The organism is Limnohabitans rimovensis (SeqCode) (assembly GCF_965234775.1).
GTDB lineage: Bacteria > Pseudomonadota > Gammaproteobacteria > Burkholderiales > Burkholderiaceae_C > Limnohabitans > Limnohabitans rimovensis.
In genome coordinates this window covers 355564-371609 of the sequence record NZ_OZ248566.1, presented here as the reverse complement: position 1 = coordinate 371609, position 16046 = coordinate 355564, and the positions used below count along the sequence as shown (strand labels likewise).

The 16046-nt window shown below is 57.7% G+C and carries 13 protein-coding genes and 2 tRNA genes; 3 read left to right on the top strand and 12 right to left on the bottom strand.

The window, feature by feature from the left end; translation table 11 throughout:
- Positions 1-13: 13 nt before the first annotated feature.
- From AC8GFZ_RS10635 to AC8GFZ_RS10610, 6 genes are all read right to left on the bottom strand, one after another.
- Complete coding sequence (locus AC8GFZ_RS10635) at positions 14-997, bottom strand: zinc-binding dehydrogenase (protein ID WP_506644855.1); 984 nt, start codon at positions 995-997, stop codon at positions 14-16.
- A gap of 5 nt (positions 998-1002) precedes the next feature.
- On the bottom strand, positions 1003-1749 hold the full coding sequence (locus AC8GFZ_RS10630; protein WP_506644854.1) for an SDR family NAD(P)-dependent oxidoreductase: 747 nt from the start codon (positions 1747-1749) through the stop codon (positions 1003-1005).
- Positions 1750-1764: 15 nt separating this feature from the next.
- The gene (locus tag AC8GFZ_RS10625) at positions 1765-2547 is read right to left on the bottom strand and encodes an SDR family NAD(P)-dependent oxidoreductase (protein WP_506644853.1); all 783 of its coding nucleotides are present in this window, start codon (positions 2545-2547) and stop codon (positions 1765-1767) included.
- A 118-nt stretch (positions 2548-2665) separates the two neighbouring features.
- Positions 2666-3709, bottom strand: coding sequence for an Ldh family oxidoreductase (locus tag AC8GFZ_RS10620; protein WP_506644852.1), 1044 nt, complete (start codon positions 3707-3709; stop codon positions 2666-2668).
- Positions 3706-4749, bottom strand: a complete 1044-nt coding sequence (locus tag AC8GFZ_RS10615) for a tripartite tricarboxylate transporter substrate binding protein (protein ID WP_506644851.1) — start codon at positions 4747-4749, stop codon at positions 3706-3708. The genes AC8GFZ_RS10620 and AC8GFZ_RS10615 overlap by 4 nt, the downstream gene beginning before the upstream one ends.
- Positions 4746-5681 (bottom strand): dihydrodipicolinate synthase family protein, encoded by a 936-nt coding sequence (locus tag AC8GFZ_RS10610; RefSeq protein WP_506644850.1) that lies wholly within the window; start codon positions 5679-5681, stop codon positions 4746-4748. Before AC8GFZ_RS10610 ends, AC8GFZ_RS10615 begins: the two co-directional genes overlap by 4 nt.
- Before the next feature lie 91 nt (positions 5682-5772).
- Between AC8GFZ_RS10610 and AC8GFZ_RS10605 the strand changes: the two genes are divergently transcribed.
- Together AC8GFZ_RS10605 and AC8GFZ_RS10600 are read left to right on the top strand one after the other, a co-directional pair.
- Entirely contained in the window at positions 5773-7005 is a 1233-nt protein-coding gene (locus tag AC8GFZ_RS10605) for a VOC family protein (RefSeq protein ID WP_506644849.1), read from the top strand.
- A 16-nt stretch (positions 7006-7021) separates the two neighbouring features.
- Entirely contained in the window at positions 7022-8656 is a 1635-nt protein-coding gene (locus AC8GFZ_RS10600; RefSeq protein WP_506644848.1) for an N-acyl-D-amino-acid deacylase family protein, read from the top strand.
- Here the strand turns inward: AC8GFZ_RS10600 and AC8GFZ_RS10595 are convergent.
- The 3 genes from AC8GFZ_RS10595 to AC8GFZ_RS10585 all read right to left on the bottom strand — a co-directional run bounded on the left by AC8GFZ_RS10595 (position 8631) and on the right by AC8GFZ_RS10585 (position 12004).
- Positions 8631-10010, bottom strand: a complete 1380-nt coding sequence (locus AC8GFZ_RS10595; protein ID WP_506644847.1) for an amidohydrolase family protein — start codon at positions 10008-10010, stop codon at positions 8631-8633. The genes AC8GFZ_RS10600 and AC8GFZ_RS10595 overlap by 26 nt on opposite strands.
- A gap of 101 nt (positions 10011-10111) precedes the next feature.
- Positions 10112-11092, bottom strand: coding sequence for a Bug family tripartite tricarboxylate transporter substrate binding protein (locus AC8GFZ_RS10590; RefSeq protein ID WP_506644846.1), 981 nt, complete (start codon positions 11090-11092; stop codon positions 10112-10114).
- Between the two features lie 42 nt (positions 11093-11134).
- Positions 11135-12004, bottom strand: coding sequence for an alpha/beta hydrolase (locus tag AC8GFZ_RS10585; protein ID WP_506644845.1), 870 nt, complete (start codon positions 12002-12004; stop codon positions 11135-11137).
- A 265-nt stretch (positions 12005-12269) separates the two neighbouring features.
- Here AC8GFZ_RS10585 and AC8GFZ_RS10580 point away from each other — a divergent pair, with 265 nt between their 5' ends.
- On the top strand, positions 12270-13331 hold the full coding sequence (locus tag AC8GFZ_RS10580) for a tetratricopeptide repeat protein (RefSeq protein WP_506644844.1): 1062 nt from the start codon (positions 12270-12272) through the stop codon (positions 13329-13331).
- Positions 13332-13346: 15 nt separating this feature from the next.
- On the opposite strand, the gene AC8GFZ_RS10575 is transcribed toward AC8GFZ_RS10580, so the two are convergent.
- The 3 genes from AC8GFZ_RS10575 to lon all read right to left on the bottom strand — a co-directional run bounded on the left by AC8GFZ_RS10575 (position 13347) and on the right by lon (position 16008).
- A tRNA-Cys gene (locus tag AC8GFZ_RS10575) sits at positions 13347-13420 on the bottom strand.
- 43 nt (positions 13421-13463) lie between these two features.
- Positions 13464-13539 (bottom strand) — tRNA-Gly (locus tag AC8GFZ_RS10570).
- A gap of 51 nt (positions 13540-13590) precedes the next feature.
- Positions 13591-16008 carry an endopeptidase La gene (gene lon / locus AC8GFZ_RS10565; protein ID WP_506644843.1) on the bottom strand — a complete coding sequence of 806 codons (2418 nt, stop codon included), beginning with the start codon at positions 16006-16008 and terminating at the stop codon, positions 13591-13593.
- Positions 16009-16046: the final 38 nt, after the last annotated feature.

Sequence of the window (16046 nt, the reverse complement as noted above, 5' to 3'; positions counted from 1 at the left end):
TCACTTTCTGACTTCAAGGGTGCTGCACGGACAAAACAATCTTGCCCAGTTGTTGATCCGACTGCATATAGGCCTTGGCCTGGTTCAATTGATCAAACGGGAAAACCCGGTCGACCAAAGGCCGCGTACCCGTTTGCGCAAAGCGTGGCAAATAGTTGGCCACAAAGTCAGCCACACCCGCTTGTCGCTCGGGTGGTGTGCGATGGCGATTGGACACACCAAAGATGCGCAGGCGCTGCGCATGCAAGGTGTCCAAATTCAAAGGCGCTTGCAAACAACCATCCACATAGCCCACGATGGCCAGTCGGCCCTGGTAGGCCAAGCAGCGAATTTCCTCTGCCAAAACACTCCCCCCAACGGTGTTGACGATCAGGTTGACGCCTTTGCCAGCGGTGATTTCTTGGGTTTGCTCGAAAAATTTGGGTTGACGCGTGGCAATTCCTTCGGTCAAGCCACTGGACTTGAGTTTTTGCAATTTTTCATGGCTGCCAGAGGTGCCAATGGTTTTTGCACCCAACATGTGGGCCAGTTGCACGCAAGCCGTTCCAACGCCCGATGAAACGCCATTGACCATCAACCATTCACCGGCCTTCAACTGACCCTGGGCCACCAACATGTCATGCGCCACCATGAAAGTCACAGGAATCGCAGCCGCCTGCGCCCAATCAAATGCCGCGGGCATGGGCATGGTTTCCAGGGGCGACATGAGCCCGAACTGGGCGAATCCGCCCGGGCAGCGGCCCATCACACGTTGCCCTACCGTGAAACCACTCACCCCATCGCCCACCGCGACCACTTCACCAGCAGCCTCCATGCCAATGGCTTTGGCCTGGGGCAAGCCCCCATGGGGGCCAGGCCCAAGAATGAATTCACCCCGGTTCAGGCCAGCGGCGTGAATCTTCACCAACAACTGCCCCGCGCCCACCTGGGGTTGGTTGACATCGCGCATTTCAATGTGCAGCTGGCCCTCACGGCCTTCCATCCAATAAGACTTCATGTGGATCACCCCTTTGGTTCTGTGTGTGTTTTGGGAATCAAACGCCGCTCCAGCACATTGCCACTGATGGTGGCAGCGCCGTCCGATATCAAATGCATCAACATCGGCACGACCTCTTCAGGCTCTGACACCCCCAATGTGCGCTCATACATGGCCACCTCTTCTGCTGAAGCGCTGTCTTGAAACAAGGGGGTGTTCATGATGCCGGGTGACACGGCATTGATGCGCACCCCGTGCTCTTTCAACTCTTGTGCAGCGGACTTCACCATGGCAATCAAGCCGGCTTTGGATGCGCCATAAGCCGTGGCACCCGGCCAACCCTGTGTGGCCAACCCTGAAGTGAAGACCACCATGGAGCCGCTGCGTTGTTGCTTCATCGGGGTGAAGAGTGCGCGCACGAGGTAAAAAATACCTGTCAAATTCACATCCATGTGGCGCTGCCAATCGGCATCGGTCATGTCCTCCACTGAGATGCGCTGCTGAATGCCACTGGCCAATACGGCTGCATCGATGCGCTGGTGCTGGGCACACTGCTGCTTCACGTAGCGATTGACCGCGCCAGAATCTGTGATGTCCAAAGTCGTCACATGGCACAAAGGATGCTGCCATCCGGTCAAGGCAGCGATATGGATATCGCTGGCCAAGACCGTGGCACCGGCTGCCAAACAAGCGTGCGTCATGGCCAAGCCAATGCCGGAACCGGCGCCTGCAATCAACACCACCCGCTGTGAAAAATCGTAATTGACTTTCATCGTTTGCATTCCATCTCAGTGTGCTGTGTAGCCACCATCCACCAACATGTCGGCGCCCGTCATGAATGCCGATGCATCGCTGGCCAGGTAAAGGGCTGCCATGGCAATTTCATCCACGGTCCCCAAGCGGCCACTCAGGTGCAGCGGAGCGAGCACCTCACGCGCCGCTTCCATCGTGCCAAAGCGGATCAACATCCGATCGGTCTCTATGGCCCCAGGCGACAAGGTGTTGACACGGATTCGGTCCGGCGCATGGTCAATGGCCATGGCCCGTGCCAGATTCAACAAGCCCCCTTTGATCGCGCAGTACACCGCTCGGCGCGGTGAACCCACATGGCCCAGTTGCGAAGCAACGAGAACAACCGAGCCTCCACCGCTGCGCGCCATGACGGGTATGGCTGCTTTGCTCATCAAAAAAGCCCCGGTCAAGTTGACCGCAATGGCTTGGTTCCAATCTGCCAGGGAATAGTCCACCACCGTACCGCTTGGATCGGCCGCGGCGGCACCATTGATCAAAATGTGCAGAGATGGTGAGCGCTCAAGCAGCTTATCCACCGCGGCTTGGGTTTGCGCTTGTGAAGAAACATCGGCCACCAAAGCGAGGGCCATGCCCTGCGCTTGTTGGATCAAGTCCACCGTCTCTTGCAAGCTTTCGGCGTTGCGGTCCAGGCAACCCACCAAGGCTCCGGCATTGGCCAAAGTTTGGGCAATGGCTCTGCCAATGCCCTGCCCGGCGCCCGTGACCAAGGCTGTTTTGCCTTGAAGGGAAAAGCGGTCTAAGACCGAACCATTCGACATGAACACTCCTGTTTGGGCTGCACAGCAGATGAACCGTACCGCATTCAACTGCGGGCGAGTATGGGGGCTTTTCAGCGCTGGGTCTGCCCAGTGCGCGACATCAACACATCAAAACCTGTCACCAAGGCAAGGGCATGCCCTCTGGCCTGGGGCATGCACTCAGCTCTTTGATGACGGCAGCAGACAAGGGAATGCCCTCCATGGCGCGCTGGGCATGGCATTGTTGGCCGCGCTCGCCAGGCATGCGAATCGCTTCGCTGGGATCGCTGGGTGCAAGACCTCGCAGTGTGGCCACAGTTCGTGCCACCTCTTGCTGGTAATCGACCACAGACGAAAAACGGCCAATGTCCACGGCCAACAACCAAGCGTTTTGTCGGTGCTTGCGGGCATCCGGTTTGTCGCTGAAGTAGTTGGAGATGATGGGGTTGCCCACCACCAAGCTGCACATCAACTCAAACATCAAGGCCAGTCCCGAACCTTTGGGGCCGGCCATGGGCATCGGGATGCTCGCCTGTTGTGGATCTGTCGTGGGTTGGCCATTGGCATCCAAGGCCAATCCAGCCGGCAGGGGCGTTTGGTTTTGCTTGGCTAATCGAAGTTGCCCCATGGACATGGCACCCGATGCCATGTCCAAGATGATGGGCTCGTCATCGGGGCCAGGGACGGCAATCGACAAGGGTGCTGTCGATACCCCTGCTGCACTGGCACCGTGATAGGCCATCAGGGGCAAAGAGGCCGCCAATGCCACGCCAACCATGCCTTGTTGGGCCAAGGCTTGGGTGAAGCAACCCAAAGCACCGGTGTGGGTGGTGCCGCGCACCATCACCAAGCCGATGCCCAAGGCGCGGGCTTTGAGGGCAGCTTGTGTCACCGCATGGAACATGGCCACAGCACCTGCGCTGGCGTTGGCATCAAACACCTGCACCGCGGGGGTGTCGTGCAAAACTTGCCAAGTGGCTTGTGTGTTGATCACCCCTTTTTGGATGAAGTTCAAATAAAAACCCACGCGCCCCACACCATGGGTATCGATGCCCCGCAGTTCGGCCCACAGCAGGGCTTTGGCCACGTCTCGCGCTGGCTCAGGGGCCATGCCGGCATGGACAAACAAGGCATGGACAAAGTCTTCAAGGCGCTCGGCCTGCACCACAGTGGTGTTGCTCATTGGCGTTCTATCTTTCTGGAGTCAATCACTTGGCGCCATTTGCGCAGTTCGGTGGCCACATAGCGGTTCATCTCGTCTGGGGAGTTGGCCTGGGGTTCTCCGCCCAGCTCTACCAAGCGGCGCACCACATCCGCTTGGCCCGCTATTTTTCGCATCTCTGCGTTGAGGTATTGAACGACCGCATCAGGCGTTCCCCCGGTGACGCCCAAAGCAATGAACGAGTAAACCTCATAACCAGGCAGAACCTCACTCACCTGGGTCAACTCTGGCATGGGTTTGTAGCGCTCACGCCCTGTGGCAGCCAAGGCGCGCAGCTTTCCACTTTTGATGAAAGGCAGCGACAGGGTGGGTGCCTCAAACAAAAAATCAACTCGGCCGGCCAAGGTTTCACTCAAAGCGGTGTTCCCGCCTTTGGTGGGAATGTGCACGGTTTCAATGCCGGCCATGGTGTTCATCAATTCAGCCGACAGGTGGCTGATGGACCCCACGCCTGAAGTGGCGTAATTGAGGGCGCCAGGATTTTTCTTGGCATGGGCCAGCAAATCCGAAAAGTTTTTGAAAGCAGAATTGGCCGGGACATTGATGATGAACGGATAGGCGGTCACCAGAGACACCATGGCCACATCCTTGAGCGGGTCGAATGTGGGTGCGGTGCTCAAGGCGGCAGCAGCAGGATACGCACCCGTGACCAATAACAAGGTGTGTCCATCGGGTTTGGCTTTGGCCACAAAATTGGCGCCCACCATACCGCCGGCACCCGCCCGGTTTTCAACCACCACCGGCACATTGAGGGTCTCGCCGAGCTTTTGGGCCAACAAGCGCGCCATGATGTCTGCAGAGCCGCCCACGGCAAACGGACACACCAAGGTCAAGGCCCGGTTGGGATAACCCGGCACCGGGCTGGACGCAAAGGCCACCGACACCAAGGTGCCCACAAGCCAGCTGGCACCGACCAACCCAGAAAATGAAATCGCCCTGAGCAAGGCATCCATCCAACGGGGGCAGACCTCACCTGAGCGGCTGAAGGCAAAGGTGGTCATGGCTTGAGCAATCCCGCAGCGATCAAGGCTTGGCGAATCCGCTCGATTTCATCGGGTTGAATTTTCACCAGCGGCGGACGCACCACCGCACGCGGCAACTTGCCCAGCAACACCAAGGCCTCCTTCATGCGGTTGTGCATGTCCACAAATGGATCGGTGTAAAAAACTTCGGCGGTGTGATAAATACGGTTGTGGATTTGCTGGGCCAGGCCCAAGTCTTTGTTTTGCACGGCTTGAAAAAGTTGTGATTGCAAGTCGGCGATGACGGAGCCGCTGCCCGACAACAGGCCATTGCAGCCCAGCACCAAAGAACTGAACAACCAGGCGCTGTGGGTGCTCAAAACATTCACCGGGGGTTGTCGGGTTTGCAAGGCGCGAATTTGCCGATCGGCCAATTGCGCATTGCCACACCAATCTTTGATGGCCGCAATCGTCGGCACCGCTTCGATCATGCGCAGCAGGGTGGGCAGGGGGTAGCCTTGTCCCCCAGCTGGGTTGTACTGAAAAGCAATCAGGGGCAAATCGGTCACATCGGCAATGCGCTTGAAATGCTCGATCGCCATTTCAGGTCGCTGGCCAAAGGTGTAAATACCCGAGGGGAAAACCAGCAAGGCATCTGCGCCGCCGTCATGGGCCATTTTGGCCAAGCGCTGGGCTTCCATGCTGCTGTCGGTGTAAATGCCGTTGACGATGGGCAGTTTGGCACCGATTTCATCTTTGGTGATGGCCAACACCCGGACCTGTTCTTCAAATGTGCATGAAGCGGCTTCGGTGGAATGGGCATTGACCGTGATGGCGCTGATTCCGGGCACACTGACCACATCACGCAGGTGTGCACGAAAACTCGGCTCATCGATGGAAAGATCATCAAAAAAAGGCAGCAGCACCGCCGGGATCACGCCGTGGGGATGGAAACGTTGTGCTTTGTTCATGGTGTCTTGTAGATCTAAAAATTGAGGCTGTAGGATAAAGCATCGACAGCCCGTTTGCACACACGGGTTGACCCTTGTCAGAATGGAACATATGACCTCTCAACTCTCAACCCCTCATGTGGTGGACGGCCTGCGTTTGCCACGGCCTTTTCAGGTGCGCCGCTTGGGACACTTCGGCATGAATGTCGCATCGGTGGCCCAGTCCATGGACTTTTACGGTCGCTTGCTGGGCTTTGAAATTTCCGACGAGCTTGACTTTGGTCCGCGGGTGCCTGAGGCCTTGAAAGCCCAAGTGGGCCCCAGCTTGGGCTACTTCATGCGCCATGGCACTGACCACCATTCGTTTGTGCTTTTTCCTCAGGCAGCGATGCATGCCAGCAACCCGCACTACCTGGCCCATCCACACCTCAACCTGAACCAACTGACATGGCAGGTCTCGTCATTGCGCGAAGTGGCCCATGGCTTGGCTTGGTTTGAATCCTTGGACTCACGCGTGCTGCGCTCGGGCCGCGATACCCCGGGATCCAATTGGCACATCTATCCCGTAGACCCTGAAGGACACATCAACGAGTTGTATTACGGCATTGAACAAATTGGCTGGTCGGGGCATTCCAAGCCCATGTCCATGCACGGCATCCGCTACACGCAACCGCCGCAATTGCCGCACCGCTCCGAGTTTGCCGAGGTCAACCAAGCCATGGCCCAAGGTGTGGTTTTGACCAGTGGTTATCGGCGCGACGACCGCTTGGCCGAGACTTTTGATGTGGGTGGCATCTTGTTGCCACGCCCCTTCAAAATCACCAAGGTCGGGCCAGTGCGCTTGTTGGTGCGCGATGTTGATGCCGTGCTGCAGTTTTATATCCATGCCCTGGGATTGAGCCTGACCGAACAAGCCGATGTACTGGGCCACACCTGTTATTTTTTGCGCACCAACACCGAGCACCATGCTTTGGCCATTTACCCCGAGGCCTTGCGCGGCCCTCTGGGCATAACGCATTCGCGCAGCCTGCTCGGCTTTGGTGTGCAACTGGGCAGCTATGCCCAATTGCGGGCGGCGGTGAGTTTCATGGGGCAAGCAGGCTACCAGCCTGTGGACATGCCTGCATCCCTCTCACCCGGATTGGGCCACCATGTGTGGCTGCAAGACCCCGATGGCAATGCCGTTCAGTTGTTTTGGGAAATGGAGCAAATTGGCTGGAATGGTTTGCCTCGGCCCGCAGCCGAGCGTAGGGTCTGGCCGCACAACCCCAGCGATTGGCCCGAACACATCGATGCCCTGCCAGACAGCTTCATGGGTGAAGTGTTTTTAGGTCCCTTGAATTGAACGATGGAAGACCCCTATGCGCTGTGACATCTTGATCCAAGGCGGGACTGTTTACGACGGCACCGGTGCCCCAGGGATACAGGCCGATGTGGCCATCACCCAAGGCCGCTTGACGGCCATTGGCCCCAGTTTGGGTGTATCTGCCCACAGGGTGATCGACGCCCGCGGCTTGGTGGTGGCTCCGGGTTTCATTGACATCAAAACCCACTCAGACTTCACCCTGCCCATCAACCCCAAAGCCGAAAGCAAACTGCGCCAGGGCGTGACCACCGAAATCATTGGCCATTGCGGTTTTTCGGTCGCCCCGTGTTTGCCCGACAAAGTCAAACTATTGGCCGACTACCTCAATCCCAGTGCACCCTGGCTGCCCTTTCGAGAGATGGGTTTTGGCGAATACCTGGACAGCTTTCCGGCCACATCGGTGAATGCCGGCATGCTGGTGGGACACAACACCTTGCGTTTGATGGCCATGGGCATGGCACAACGTGCACCCACCGAGGATGAAATGGCTCACATGCTGGCCTTGCTGCAAGAGGGCCTACAAGCCGGGGCTTTGGGTTTGTCCAGCGGTTTGTTCACCTCGCCCGGCGCCTACGCCCAGGCCGATGAAATGCTGCAACTGGCCCGGTTGGTGGAGCAACACCACGGGGCCTATTTCACCCACTTGCGCGACGAATCCAATGGTGTGATGGCGGCGCTGCAAGAAGCCATTGACATCGCCCGCGCTTGCCAGATCCACGTGCAAGTGGTGCATTTCAAATGCTCTGGCGTGGACAACTGGGGGCAAACAGCGCGGGCATTGGAACAGCTGCAAGCGGCGCGAGACGCAGGCATGGACATCGATTGCGATGCTTACCCCTATACCGCTGGCAGCAACCCACTGAAAAACATCTTGCCCCAATGGGTGCAAGCTGGCGGTGTCGATGCCATGCTGGAGCGCTTGACCGACCCAGCCACCCGCGAGCGCATCCGGCAAGAAGTGGAACGCGATGGCTTGAACAACTGGGGGCGCATTGCCTCCTGGGAGGATGTGCGCATCTCCATCACGCCACACCAGCCCCAGCATGCTGGCAAAACCATCGCTGGACTGGCCCAGGAGCGGGGCATGGACCCGGTCGACACTTTGTGCGATTACTTGCGCGAAGACCGCGGTGCAACCCGGGTCTTGATCACCTCCATTTCAGAAGACGATGTGCGCGAACTGATCCGCTCACCTGCCGCCTTGATTGGGTCGGACGGCAACTGCGTATCGCACGAAGGGGTGGTCAGCCAAGGCATGCCTCACCCGCGTTTTTACGGCACCTTTCCCCGTGTGTTGGGCCGCTATGTGCACCGCGAACAAGTCACCACGCTGGCACATGCCATTTTCAAAATGACCGGCGCCACAGCGCGTGCGCTGCGCTTGCGCGACCGGGGTTTGTTGCGGGTGGGCCTGTGCGCCGACGTGACGCTGTTTGAACCCGATGTTTTTTTGGACTTGTCGACCTACCAGGACCCACACCGCTATCCTGCTGGCCAGCGAACCACTGTGTTGGTCAATGGGGTGGTGGTGATCGACCACGCCCAACACACCGGCGCCTTGCCCGGCCGCGTTTTGCGCCGGAGCGCCGATGGCAGCGTGGGTTTCACTGAACCGGCCAAAGTCCCTTGAGCAATTTTTTCATGTCCAGCCGCGCAGCGATGCGCTGACCAGCCTCCCCCACTTGTTGCATCAAGGCATCGTGGTCAATGCGGGTGAGCTTGCCGTCCTTGAGCACCTGTTCGCCAGCGATGAACACGTCTTTCACGCTGCTGCCCGTGGCGCTGTAGACCAAGTTGGAAACCGGGTTGTACAAAGGTTGCCACTCGGGTTGGGTGGCATCAAACACCACAAAGTCGGCCTCTTTGCCCACCTCGATGGAACCAATGCGGTCTTGCAAACCCACGCCTTTGGCCCCGTTCAGGGTGGCCATTTCAATCGCGTGCTCGGGGGGCATCACCCGCGGGTTCATGCGCACCTCTTTGTACATACAAGCGGCCATGCGCATCTCTTGCACCATGTCCACCACGCCGGACGAGGCATGGTCGGAGCCCAAACTCACATTCACCCCCATGGCCATGAGCTCAGGGTGTTTGCCCGCCGCCATATAGCCATAGCCGTTGTGCAGCGATGAGGAAGGGCTGCACACCAAGGTGGGTTTGCGTTTGACCAGCAGCGCCAATTCTTGCGGCTCGAGCCAACCAGAATGGACCAAGATCATGTTTTCATCCAGCACCCCGAGTGACTCCAGGCGTTCGATCTCGGCTTTGCCCGTGGCCGAGACGCTGGCATCGTGGGTTTGGTAGCTGAAGCAGGCATGGGTTTGCAACTTGACCCGGTGCTTGTTGGCCAGGTCTTTGAGGCCGGTGATGAGCTCGTCACTGGCGTTGTTCATGCCCCGAAACGACGCCGACATGGTGAGTCGGCCATGGTGCTGCCCAAGGTAGCGCTCAAACAAAGCTTCGGTTTTTTCCAGGCAAGCGCCGGTGGACTCGATCATGCTGGCCGGCAACAAGCCCATGACAGATTTGGTTTTATCAAAGCACGAACAGGCCGCCACTAGGCGCATGCCCGTGGAGAGCACGGACGCGATGGTGGCGTCGGGGTGGTAATTGCCGGGGTCGGTGAAGCAGGTCACGCCGTGGCGCATCAACTCCAGGGCCGCAAAAGCAGAGCTCACGGCCACATCTACACGGGTATTGGCGGCCTCATAGGGGTACATGTGTTCAAACAAAAACTGCTGGGCATTGGCCTCATCGGCCAACCCCCGCGACAGTTGAAAAGACGCATGCAAGTGGTTGTCGATCATGCCGGGGATCACCACCCGACCGTGGCCAGCAATGGTTTGGCTCGCTTGCCATTGCCCCAGGAGATCGGCGGTTTTTCCCACCGCCACGAACAGTCCGTCTTTCACCGCCAAGGCCGCATCGCGGATGATGCGGCGCTGAGGGTCCACGGTGATGAGCCAGTCAATGTGGGTGACCAACAGGTCACATGAAAGGGGTTGGCCTGGGGCAGTTGAAGTCGCTGACATGCAATGGGCTTTGGGGTGAAATGTGGATGAATGGATGGGGGGTGGGGCTGTGCTCAGTCGGCCTTGATGCCGTTGTCGCGGATGAGCTTTCCCCAGCGCTCCAAATCACGTTTCACCACGTCAGTGAAACGATCGGGGCCCATGCCCGACGGCTCCAAACCGAGCTCGCGCAACTTGGCCGCCATCTCGGGCGAATTCACGGCCTTGCGAATGGCTTCGGTCAACACTGCCACCACCTCTTTGGGCGTTGCGGCCGGTGCAAATACCGCATGCCAGCCTTGGATGCCAGATCCCGGAAACAAGCTCTCCATGGTGGGCACTTGGGGCATGCTGGCCATGGGCTTGGCGCTGCTGGTCATCAAAGGACGCAAGCGATTGCCTTGCACCTGGGGCAAGATGCCCAAGCTGGTGTCAAAAATCAAATCCACTTCACCGGAGAGCAACGCCTGCATCGCCGGGCCATTGCCTTTGTAGGGAATGTGTTGGATTTGTATGCCGGCCGCACTGCGGGCCAACTCCATGAACATGTGTTGGCCCGAACCCGAACCTGCACTGGCGTAATTGAGCTTGCCCGGTTGCTTACGGGCCATTTGTATCAAGTCTTGCATGCTGTTGATCGGTGATTTGACGTTGACCGCCAGCACGTAATCAAAGGTGCTGACCTGGGCCACAGGCACCAGGTCCTTCATCAGGTCATAGGGGGTGGCCTGCAAGCTCACCACCGTCACCATTGGCGTGGCCGCATTGAGCACCAAGGTGTAACCGTCCGCAGAGCTCTTGGCCACATGGTCCACCCCCACCACACCACCGGCGCTGGCACGGTTCTCCACCACCACGGCCTGCTTCAAGCTGTCTTGCATATTGCGCGCCAAAAGGCGTGCGACCACGTCCAAGGTGCCACCGGGCACAAAGGGGACGACCAATTTGATGGGGCGGTTGGGAAAGCTGGGAGCTTGCGCCATCGCGCCCGTACCCAACATCAAACCCACACTCACAAACAAAAAGCGCAACAAGGCAAGGCGAAGGAACAGCATGGCTTTCTCCAAAGGGGTTCAACTATTCAATGGGTCGACGGATCAACGGCTCAACGGTAAGTTTTTTTGCAGCCAACCACTGACCAGGTCGATGACCAGCGCATTGCCTTCGCCCAAAATAAAGTGGTCGGTTTCGGCAAACAGGTGCAAGTCGGTGGGTTGGCCAGCGAGTGCAAACAAGTCCAGAGACTGTTCGGTGGGGGTGACGGTGTCGTTGGATGGGTGCAGCAGCAGCAAAGGGCGTGGTGCAATCTGGCCCACCACTTCATTGGCGCGGAAGTTGAACATGCTCTCCACCACTTCGTAGGGAAAGTCGGAGATGGAACCCGGCGCCAATTGGTTGCGCAAACCGGGCTGAATCGGCACGATGTCGTAACGCGGCACCATCATCGACTCACCCAAGGCCAAGCGGCGTTGGCCCTCGGCCATCATGTCGGTGAACTTTTTCCAAGCCTCGGGGCTGGCATGTTGCTTGCGGAATTTCTTTTCACCATCGCCCCAGCCACCGGTGGACACGCAAGCGGCCACACGCGTGTCAATGCCTGCGGTGTAAATGGCCACGGCTGCACCAAAGCTGTGGCCCATTACCCCAATGCGGCCAGCATCGACCTCGGGACGGGTTTGCAAAAAGTCAATCGCGGCCTGTGTGTCTTGCACCTGCTCCATGCAAATGACTTTGCCACGTTGGCCTTGGCTGTCTCCACAGCCGCGCATGTCAAAGCGAAGGGTGATGTAGCCCAAGGAAGCAAACAACTTGGTGGCAGCCATGGAGATACCGCCGTTTTTATTGCTGCCAAAACCGTGCAGAACCACGATGGCGGCGCATTTTTGTCCGAGTTGCAAATTGTCAGGAATTTGCAAAACACCGGCCAATTGAAGGCCCTGCGATGTGAAATGAATGGGGTGTTCCATGCGGTATTGGATTGTGTGGGTCGGACGAATTGCAAGCCCCTGGCCCACAATGATATTGCTTTCAAGCCATTCCACTATACACAGCGCACTGCAATGACATTGACAAGTTTTATACCGAACTGGCCATGAGCGTGATGAATAACTTGACACCTTGCCAGGTCGTCACCCTCACCTGGCCTGTCAAATAAACCGGGCCCACTAATTGCATAACCATTGAAGAAGCTGGTTTTTCGACACCCTGCCCTACCTTTGATGGAGTTCAGCCATGAACAAATACGCCGCAAGCATTTTCTTGTCTTTTTGCGCAGCAACTGCGGGGGCAGCCAGCAACTGGACCATCGTGGCAGACCTGGATTTGCGCGAAGCCATCCACAGCTACGACAAAGCCATTGCCCTGGAGCCCAGCCATGCCATGGCCCATTTTCAAAAGGGCGAGGCCCTCAAAGAATTGCAGCAATGGGCGCCCGCTTTGGCCAGCTATGAAAAATCCATTCAGTTGGACAAAACACATGCGGCCTCGCACTTGGGTCGAGCCCAATCATTGTTGGCGCTCCAGCAATGGGATGCGGCCCAAAGCAGCTACAACCAAGCCAGTGCGCTGCAACCCAAAGATGCACTCTTGCACCACGCACACGGCAAAGCCTTGGCACAACTCAAAAAATGGGACGCCGCCCTGGCCAGTTACAACCGCGCCATTGACCTGAAGTCGGATGAAGCGTCCATGTTCTTTGACCGGGGTCTGGCCTTGCAAGCATTGCGCAAGTGGGACGAAGCGATCGAAAGCTTTAACCAGGCCATAGCCATCAACCCCCAGGATGCGCTCTCCTTGCATGCGCGAGGCCGAAGCTTGTTGGAAATAAAGTCACCCCAAGCGGCCTTAGAGAGTTTTGACAAAGCCATCGAGATCAAACCCGCCTTTGCCCAAGCCCACAACGAACGCGGCTTGGCCCTTCAGCAATTGAAAAAACCAGCAATGGCATTGGCCAGCCATGAAAAAGCCATTGCCTTGGATCCCCATATGGCTCTGGCCCACCTGCACCGGGGCCGGTTGTTGAAGGACTTGCAGCAATTTGAATCGGCCCTGCAAAGCTTGGAACAAGCCACCCACTTGGCTCCTCAAAATGCCCAAGCCCACATGGAACATGGCGGAACCTTGATGGCGTCATATAAGGCCATGGTGGCGCAACCCGAAGCCTGGATGGCCAAGCGCCAAGCCGATGGCATGCCGCGCTTTGGCCGCCCTATGCAGCTGGCCCTGCAGCCTTTTATACGGACCTCTTACTCGCAAAAATTGATTTTCAGCGCACCGACAGCTGGCTTTGAGTGAATCCCATTTGCCGACTGGAGGCGCGGGCCGGAGTCGAACCGACCTACACGGATTTGCAATCCGGTGCATAACCGCTTTGCTACCGCGCCACTTGTGCGATAAAAAAGGGAAGCTGATGCTTCCCTTTTCATTTGGAGCGGGAGACGAGTCTCGAACTCGCGACCTCAACCTTGGCAAGGTTGCGCTCTACCAACTGAGCTACTCCCGCGTGGAGAGCCAAAATTATAACGCATTTCGGCGTATGTCTTTCTAGGTCGCGTCAGTGTTTGATCGCCTCGACTTTCGGGGCGGCATCGGTGCTCGGTGCAGCGGCCAGAGGGTCTTCATCAGGCAGCGGTTGGGGCATGCTTTCAAGGGCAATTTCAAGCACCTTGTCAATCCACTTGACCGGGATGATCTCCAATCCGTTCTTGACGTTTTCGGGAATCTCTTGCAGGTCTTTGACGTTTTCCTCCGGGATCATCACGGTTTTGATGCCCCCGCGCAAAGCTGCCAAAAGCTTTTCTTTCAGGCCGCCAATGGCCGTGACTTCGCCCCGCAAGGTGATCTCACCGGTCATGGCCACATCGCTGCGCACCGGGATGCCGGTGAGCACCGAAACGATGGCTGTCGTCATGGCCGCACCCGCACTGGGCCCGTCTTTGGGCGTAGCGCCATCGGGCACGTGGATGTGGATGTCTTTTTTCTCGAACGCATCTTCACGGATGCCCAAGCGTTTGGCGCGGCTGCGCACCACGGTGCGGGCCGCCTCAACCGACTCTTTCATCACATCGCCCATGGAGCCGGTGCGGGTGATGTTGCCCTTGCCGGTCATGGTGGCTGCTTCGATGGTCAGCAAATCGCCACCCACCTCGGTCCAGGCCAGGCCGACCACTTGGCCGATTTGGCTTTGCTGTTCGGCGCGGCCGTAGGTGTATTTGCGCACGCCCAAAAAGTCGTCGAGGTTTTCAGCAGTGACCACCACTTGAGGGGTCATCTTCTTGAGTTGCAAGCCCTTGACCACCTTGCGGCAAATTTTGGACAGGTCGCGCTCCAAGGAACGAACGCCGGCCTCGCGGGTGTAGTAGCGCACGATGTCGCGGATGGCCGACTCTTGCAAGGCCAGCTCTTCTTCTTTGACACCGTTGTTTTTCATTTGCTTGGGCAGCAAATACTTGATGGCGATGTTGACCTTTTCGTCCTCGGTGTAACCCGACAAGCGAATCACCTCCATGCGGTCGAGCAAGGCCGGCGGGATGTTCATCGAATTGGAGGTGGCCACAAACATCACGTCGCTCAAGTCGAAATCGACTTCCACGTAATGGTCGGCGAAGGTGTGGTTTTGCTCGGGGTCCAAAACCTCGAGCAATGCGCTGGAGGGGTCACCGCGAAAATCGGCACCGATCTTGTCAATCTCGTCGAGCAAGAAAAGTGGGTTGCGGGTACCGGCCTTGGTCAGGCTTTGCAACACCTTGCCGGGCAAGGCGCCGATATAGGTGCGGCGATGCCCACGAATTTCAGCCTCGTCGCGCATGCCACCCAAAGCCATGCGCACGTACTTGCGACCCGTGGCTTTGGCAACGGATTGCCCCAATGAGGTTTTGCCCACGCCCGGGGGGCCGACCAAGCACAGGATGGGGGCCTTGACCTTGTCCACCCGCTGCTGCACCGCAAGGTACTCAAGGATGCGGTCTTTGACTTTTTCCAGGCCGTAATGGTCTTCATTGAGCACGCCTTCGGCATTGCCCAGGTCGTGCTTGATTTTGGTTTTTTTGCTCCACGGCAAACCCACGAGCACATCGATGTAGTTGCGCACCACCGTCGCCTCGGCCGACATGGGTGACATGAGCTTGAGCTTTTTCAGCTCGCCTTCGGCCTTTTTGCGGGCCTCCGTGGGCATCTTGGCGGCCTTGATTTTCTTTTCAATTTCTTCGATATCAGCGCCGTCTTCACCTTCACCCAGCTCTTTTTGGATCGCTTTGACCTGCTCATTGAGGTAGAAGTCGCGCTGGTTTTTTTCCATTTGGCGCTTCACGCGGCCACGGATGCGCTTATCAACATTTAGGATGTCAACTTCGCGCTCAAGTTGTTCGTACAAGTTTTCCAAACGTGCTTTGACATCGGCCAGATCGAGCACGATTTGCTTGTTCTCGAGCTTCAGGGGCAAATGGGCCGCAATCGTGTCGGCCAAGCGGCCTGGGTCATCGATGCTAGAAATCGAGGTCAAAATTTCAGGCGGTATTTTTTTGTTCAGTTTGACGTATTGATCAAACTGCTGCATCACTGCGCGGCGCAGGGCTTCGACTTCGCTGTCTTTGGCCGACAAAGCGACCGACTCAATGGGGGTGAGCTTGGCGGTGAAATGGGTCTCGCCGTCCTCGACATGCTCCACCACCGCGCGCTGCAAGCCCTCGACCAACACCTTGACGGTCCCGTCGGGCAACTTGAGCATTTGCAAGATGGAGGCCACGCAGCCGACGCTGAACATGTCGCTGACCGCTGGTTCGTCTTTGGCGGCTGCCTTTTGGGCCACCAACATGATGCGCCGCTCGGCAGCCATGGACAGCTCCAGGGCCTTGATGCTTTTGGGTCGCCCCACAAACAGTGGAATGACCATGTGCGGGAAGACGACGACATCGCGCAAAGGCAGCAAAGGCAGCTCAATGGCCACCGGCGGCAATGGTGTTTGTCCAGACATGATGGTCTCAACCTCGGGAAAAAGCGCCGCCAGGGGCG

Excerpts from the sequence above, each read along its gene's own strand:
- AC8GFZ_RS10585 (WP_506644845.1), bottom strand. The coding sequence starts at position 12,004 with ATGGAACACCCCATTCATTTCACATCGCAGGGCCTTCAATTGGCCGGT.
- AC8GFZ_RS10610 (WP_506644850.1), bottom strand. The coding sequence starts at position 5,681 with ATGAACAAAGCACAACGTTTCCATCCCCACGGCGTGATCCCGGCGGTG.
- AC8GFZ_RS10620 (WP_506644852.1), bottom strand. The coding sequence starts at position 3,709 with ATGAGCAACACCACTGTGGTGCAGGCCGAGCGCCTTGAAGACTTTGTC.
- AC8GFZ_RS10600 (WP_506644848.1), top strand. The coding sequence starts at position 7,022 with ATGCGCTGTGACATCTTGATCCAAGGCGGGACTGTTTACGACGGCACC.
- AC8GFZ_RS10580 (WP_506644844.1), top strand. The coding sequence starts at position 12,270 with ATGAACAAATACGCCGCAAGCATTTTCTTGTCTTTTTGCGCAGCAACT.
- AC8GFZ_RS10590 (WP_506644846.1), bottom strand. The coding sequence starts at position 11,092 with ATGCTGTTCCTTCGCCTTGCCTTGTTGCGCTTTTTGTTTGTGAGTGTG.
- AC8GFZ_RS10625 (WP_506644853.1), bottom strand. The coding sequence starts at position 2,547 with ATGTCGAATGGTTCGGTCTTAGACCGCTTTTCCCTTCAAGGCAAAACA.
- AC8GFZ_RS10630 (WP_506644854.1), bottom strand. The coding sequence starts at position 1,749 with ATGAAAGTCAATTACGATTTTTCACAGCGGGTGGTGTTGATTGCAGGC.
- lon (WP_506644843.1), bottom strand. The coding sequence starts at position 16,008 with ATGTCTGGACAAACACCATTGCCGCCGGTGGCCATTGAGCTGCCTTTG.
- AC8GFZ_RS10605 (WP_506644849.1), top strand. The coding sequence starts at position 5,773 with ATGACCTCTCAACTCTCAACCCCTCATGTGGTGGACGGCCTGCGTTTG.
- AC8GFZ_RS10615 (WP_506644851.1), bottom strand. The coding sequence starts at position 4,749 with ATGACCACCTTTGCCTTCAGCCGCTCAGGTGAGGTCTGCCCCCGTTGG.
- AC8GFZ_RS10635 (WP_506644855.1), bottom strand. The coding sequence starts at position 997 with ATGAAGTCTTATTGGATGGAAGGCCGTGAGGGCCAGCTGCACATTGAA.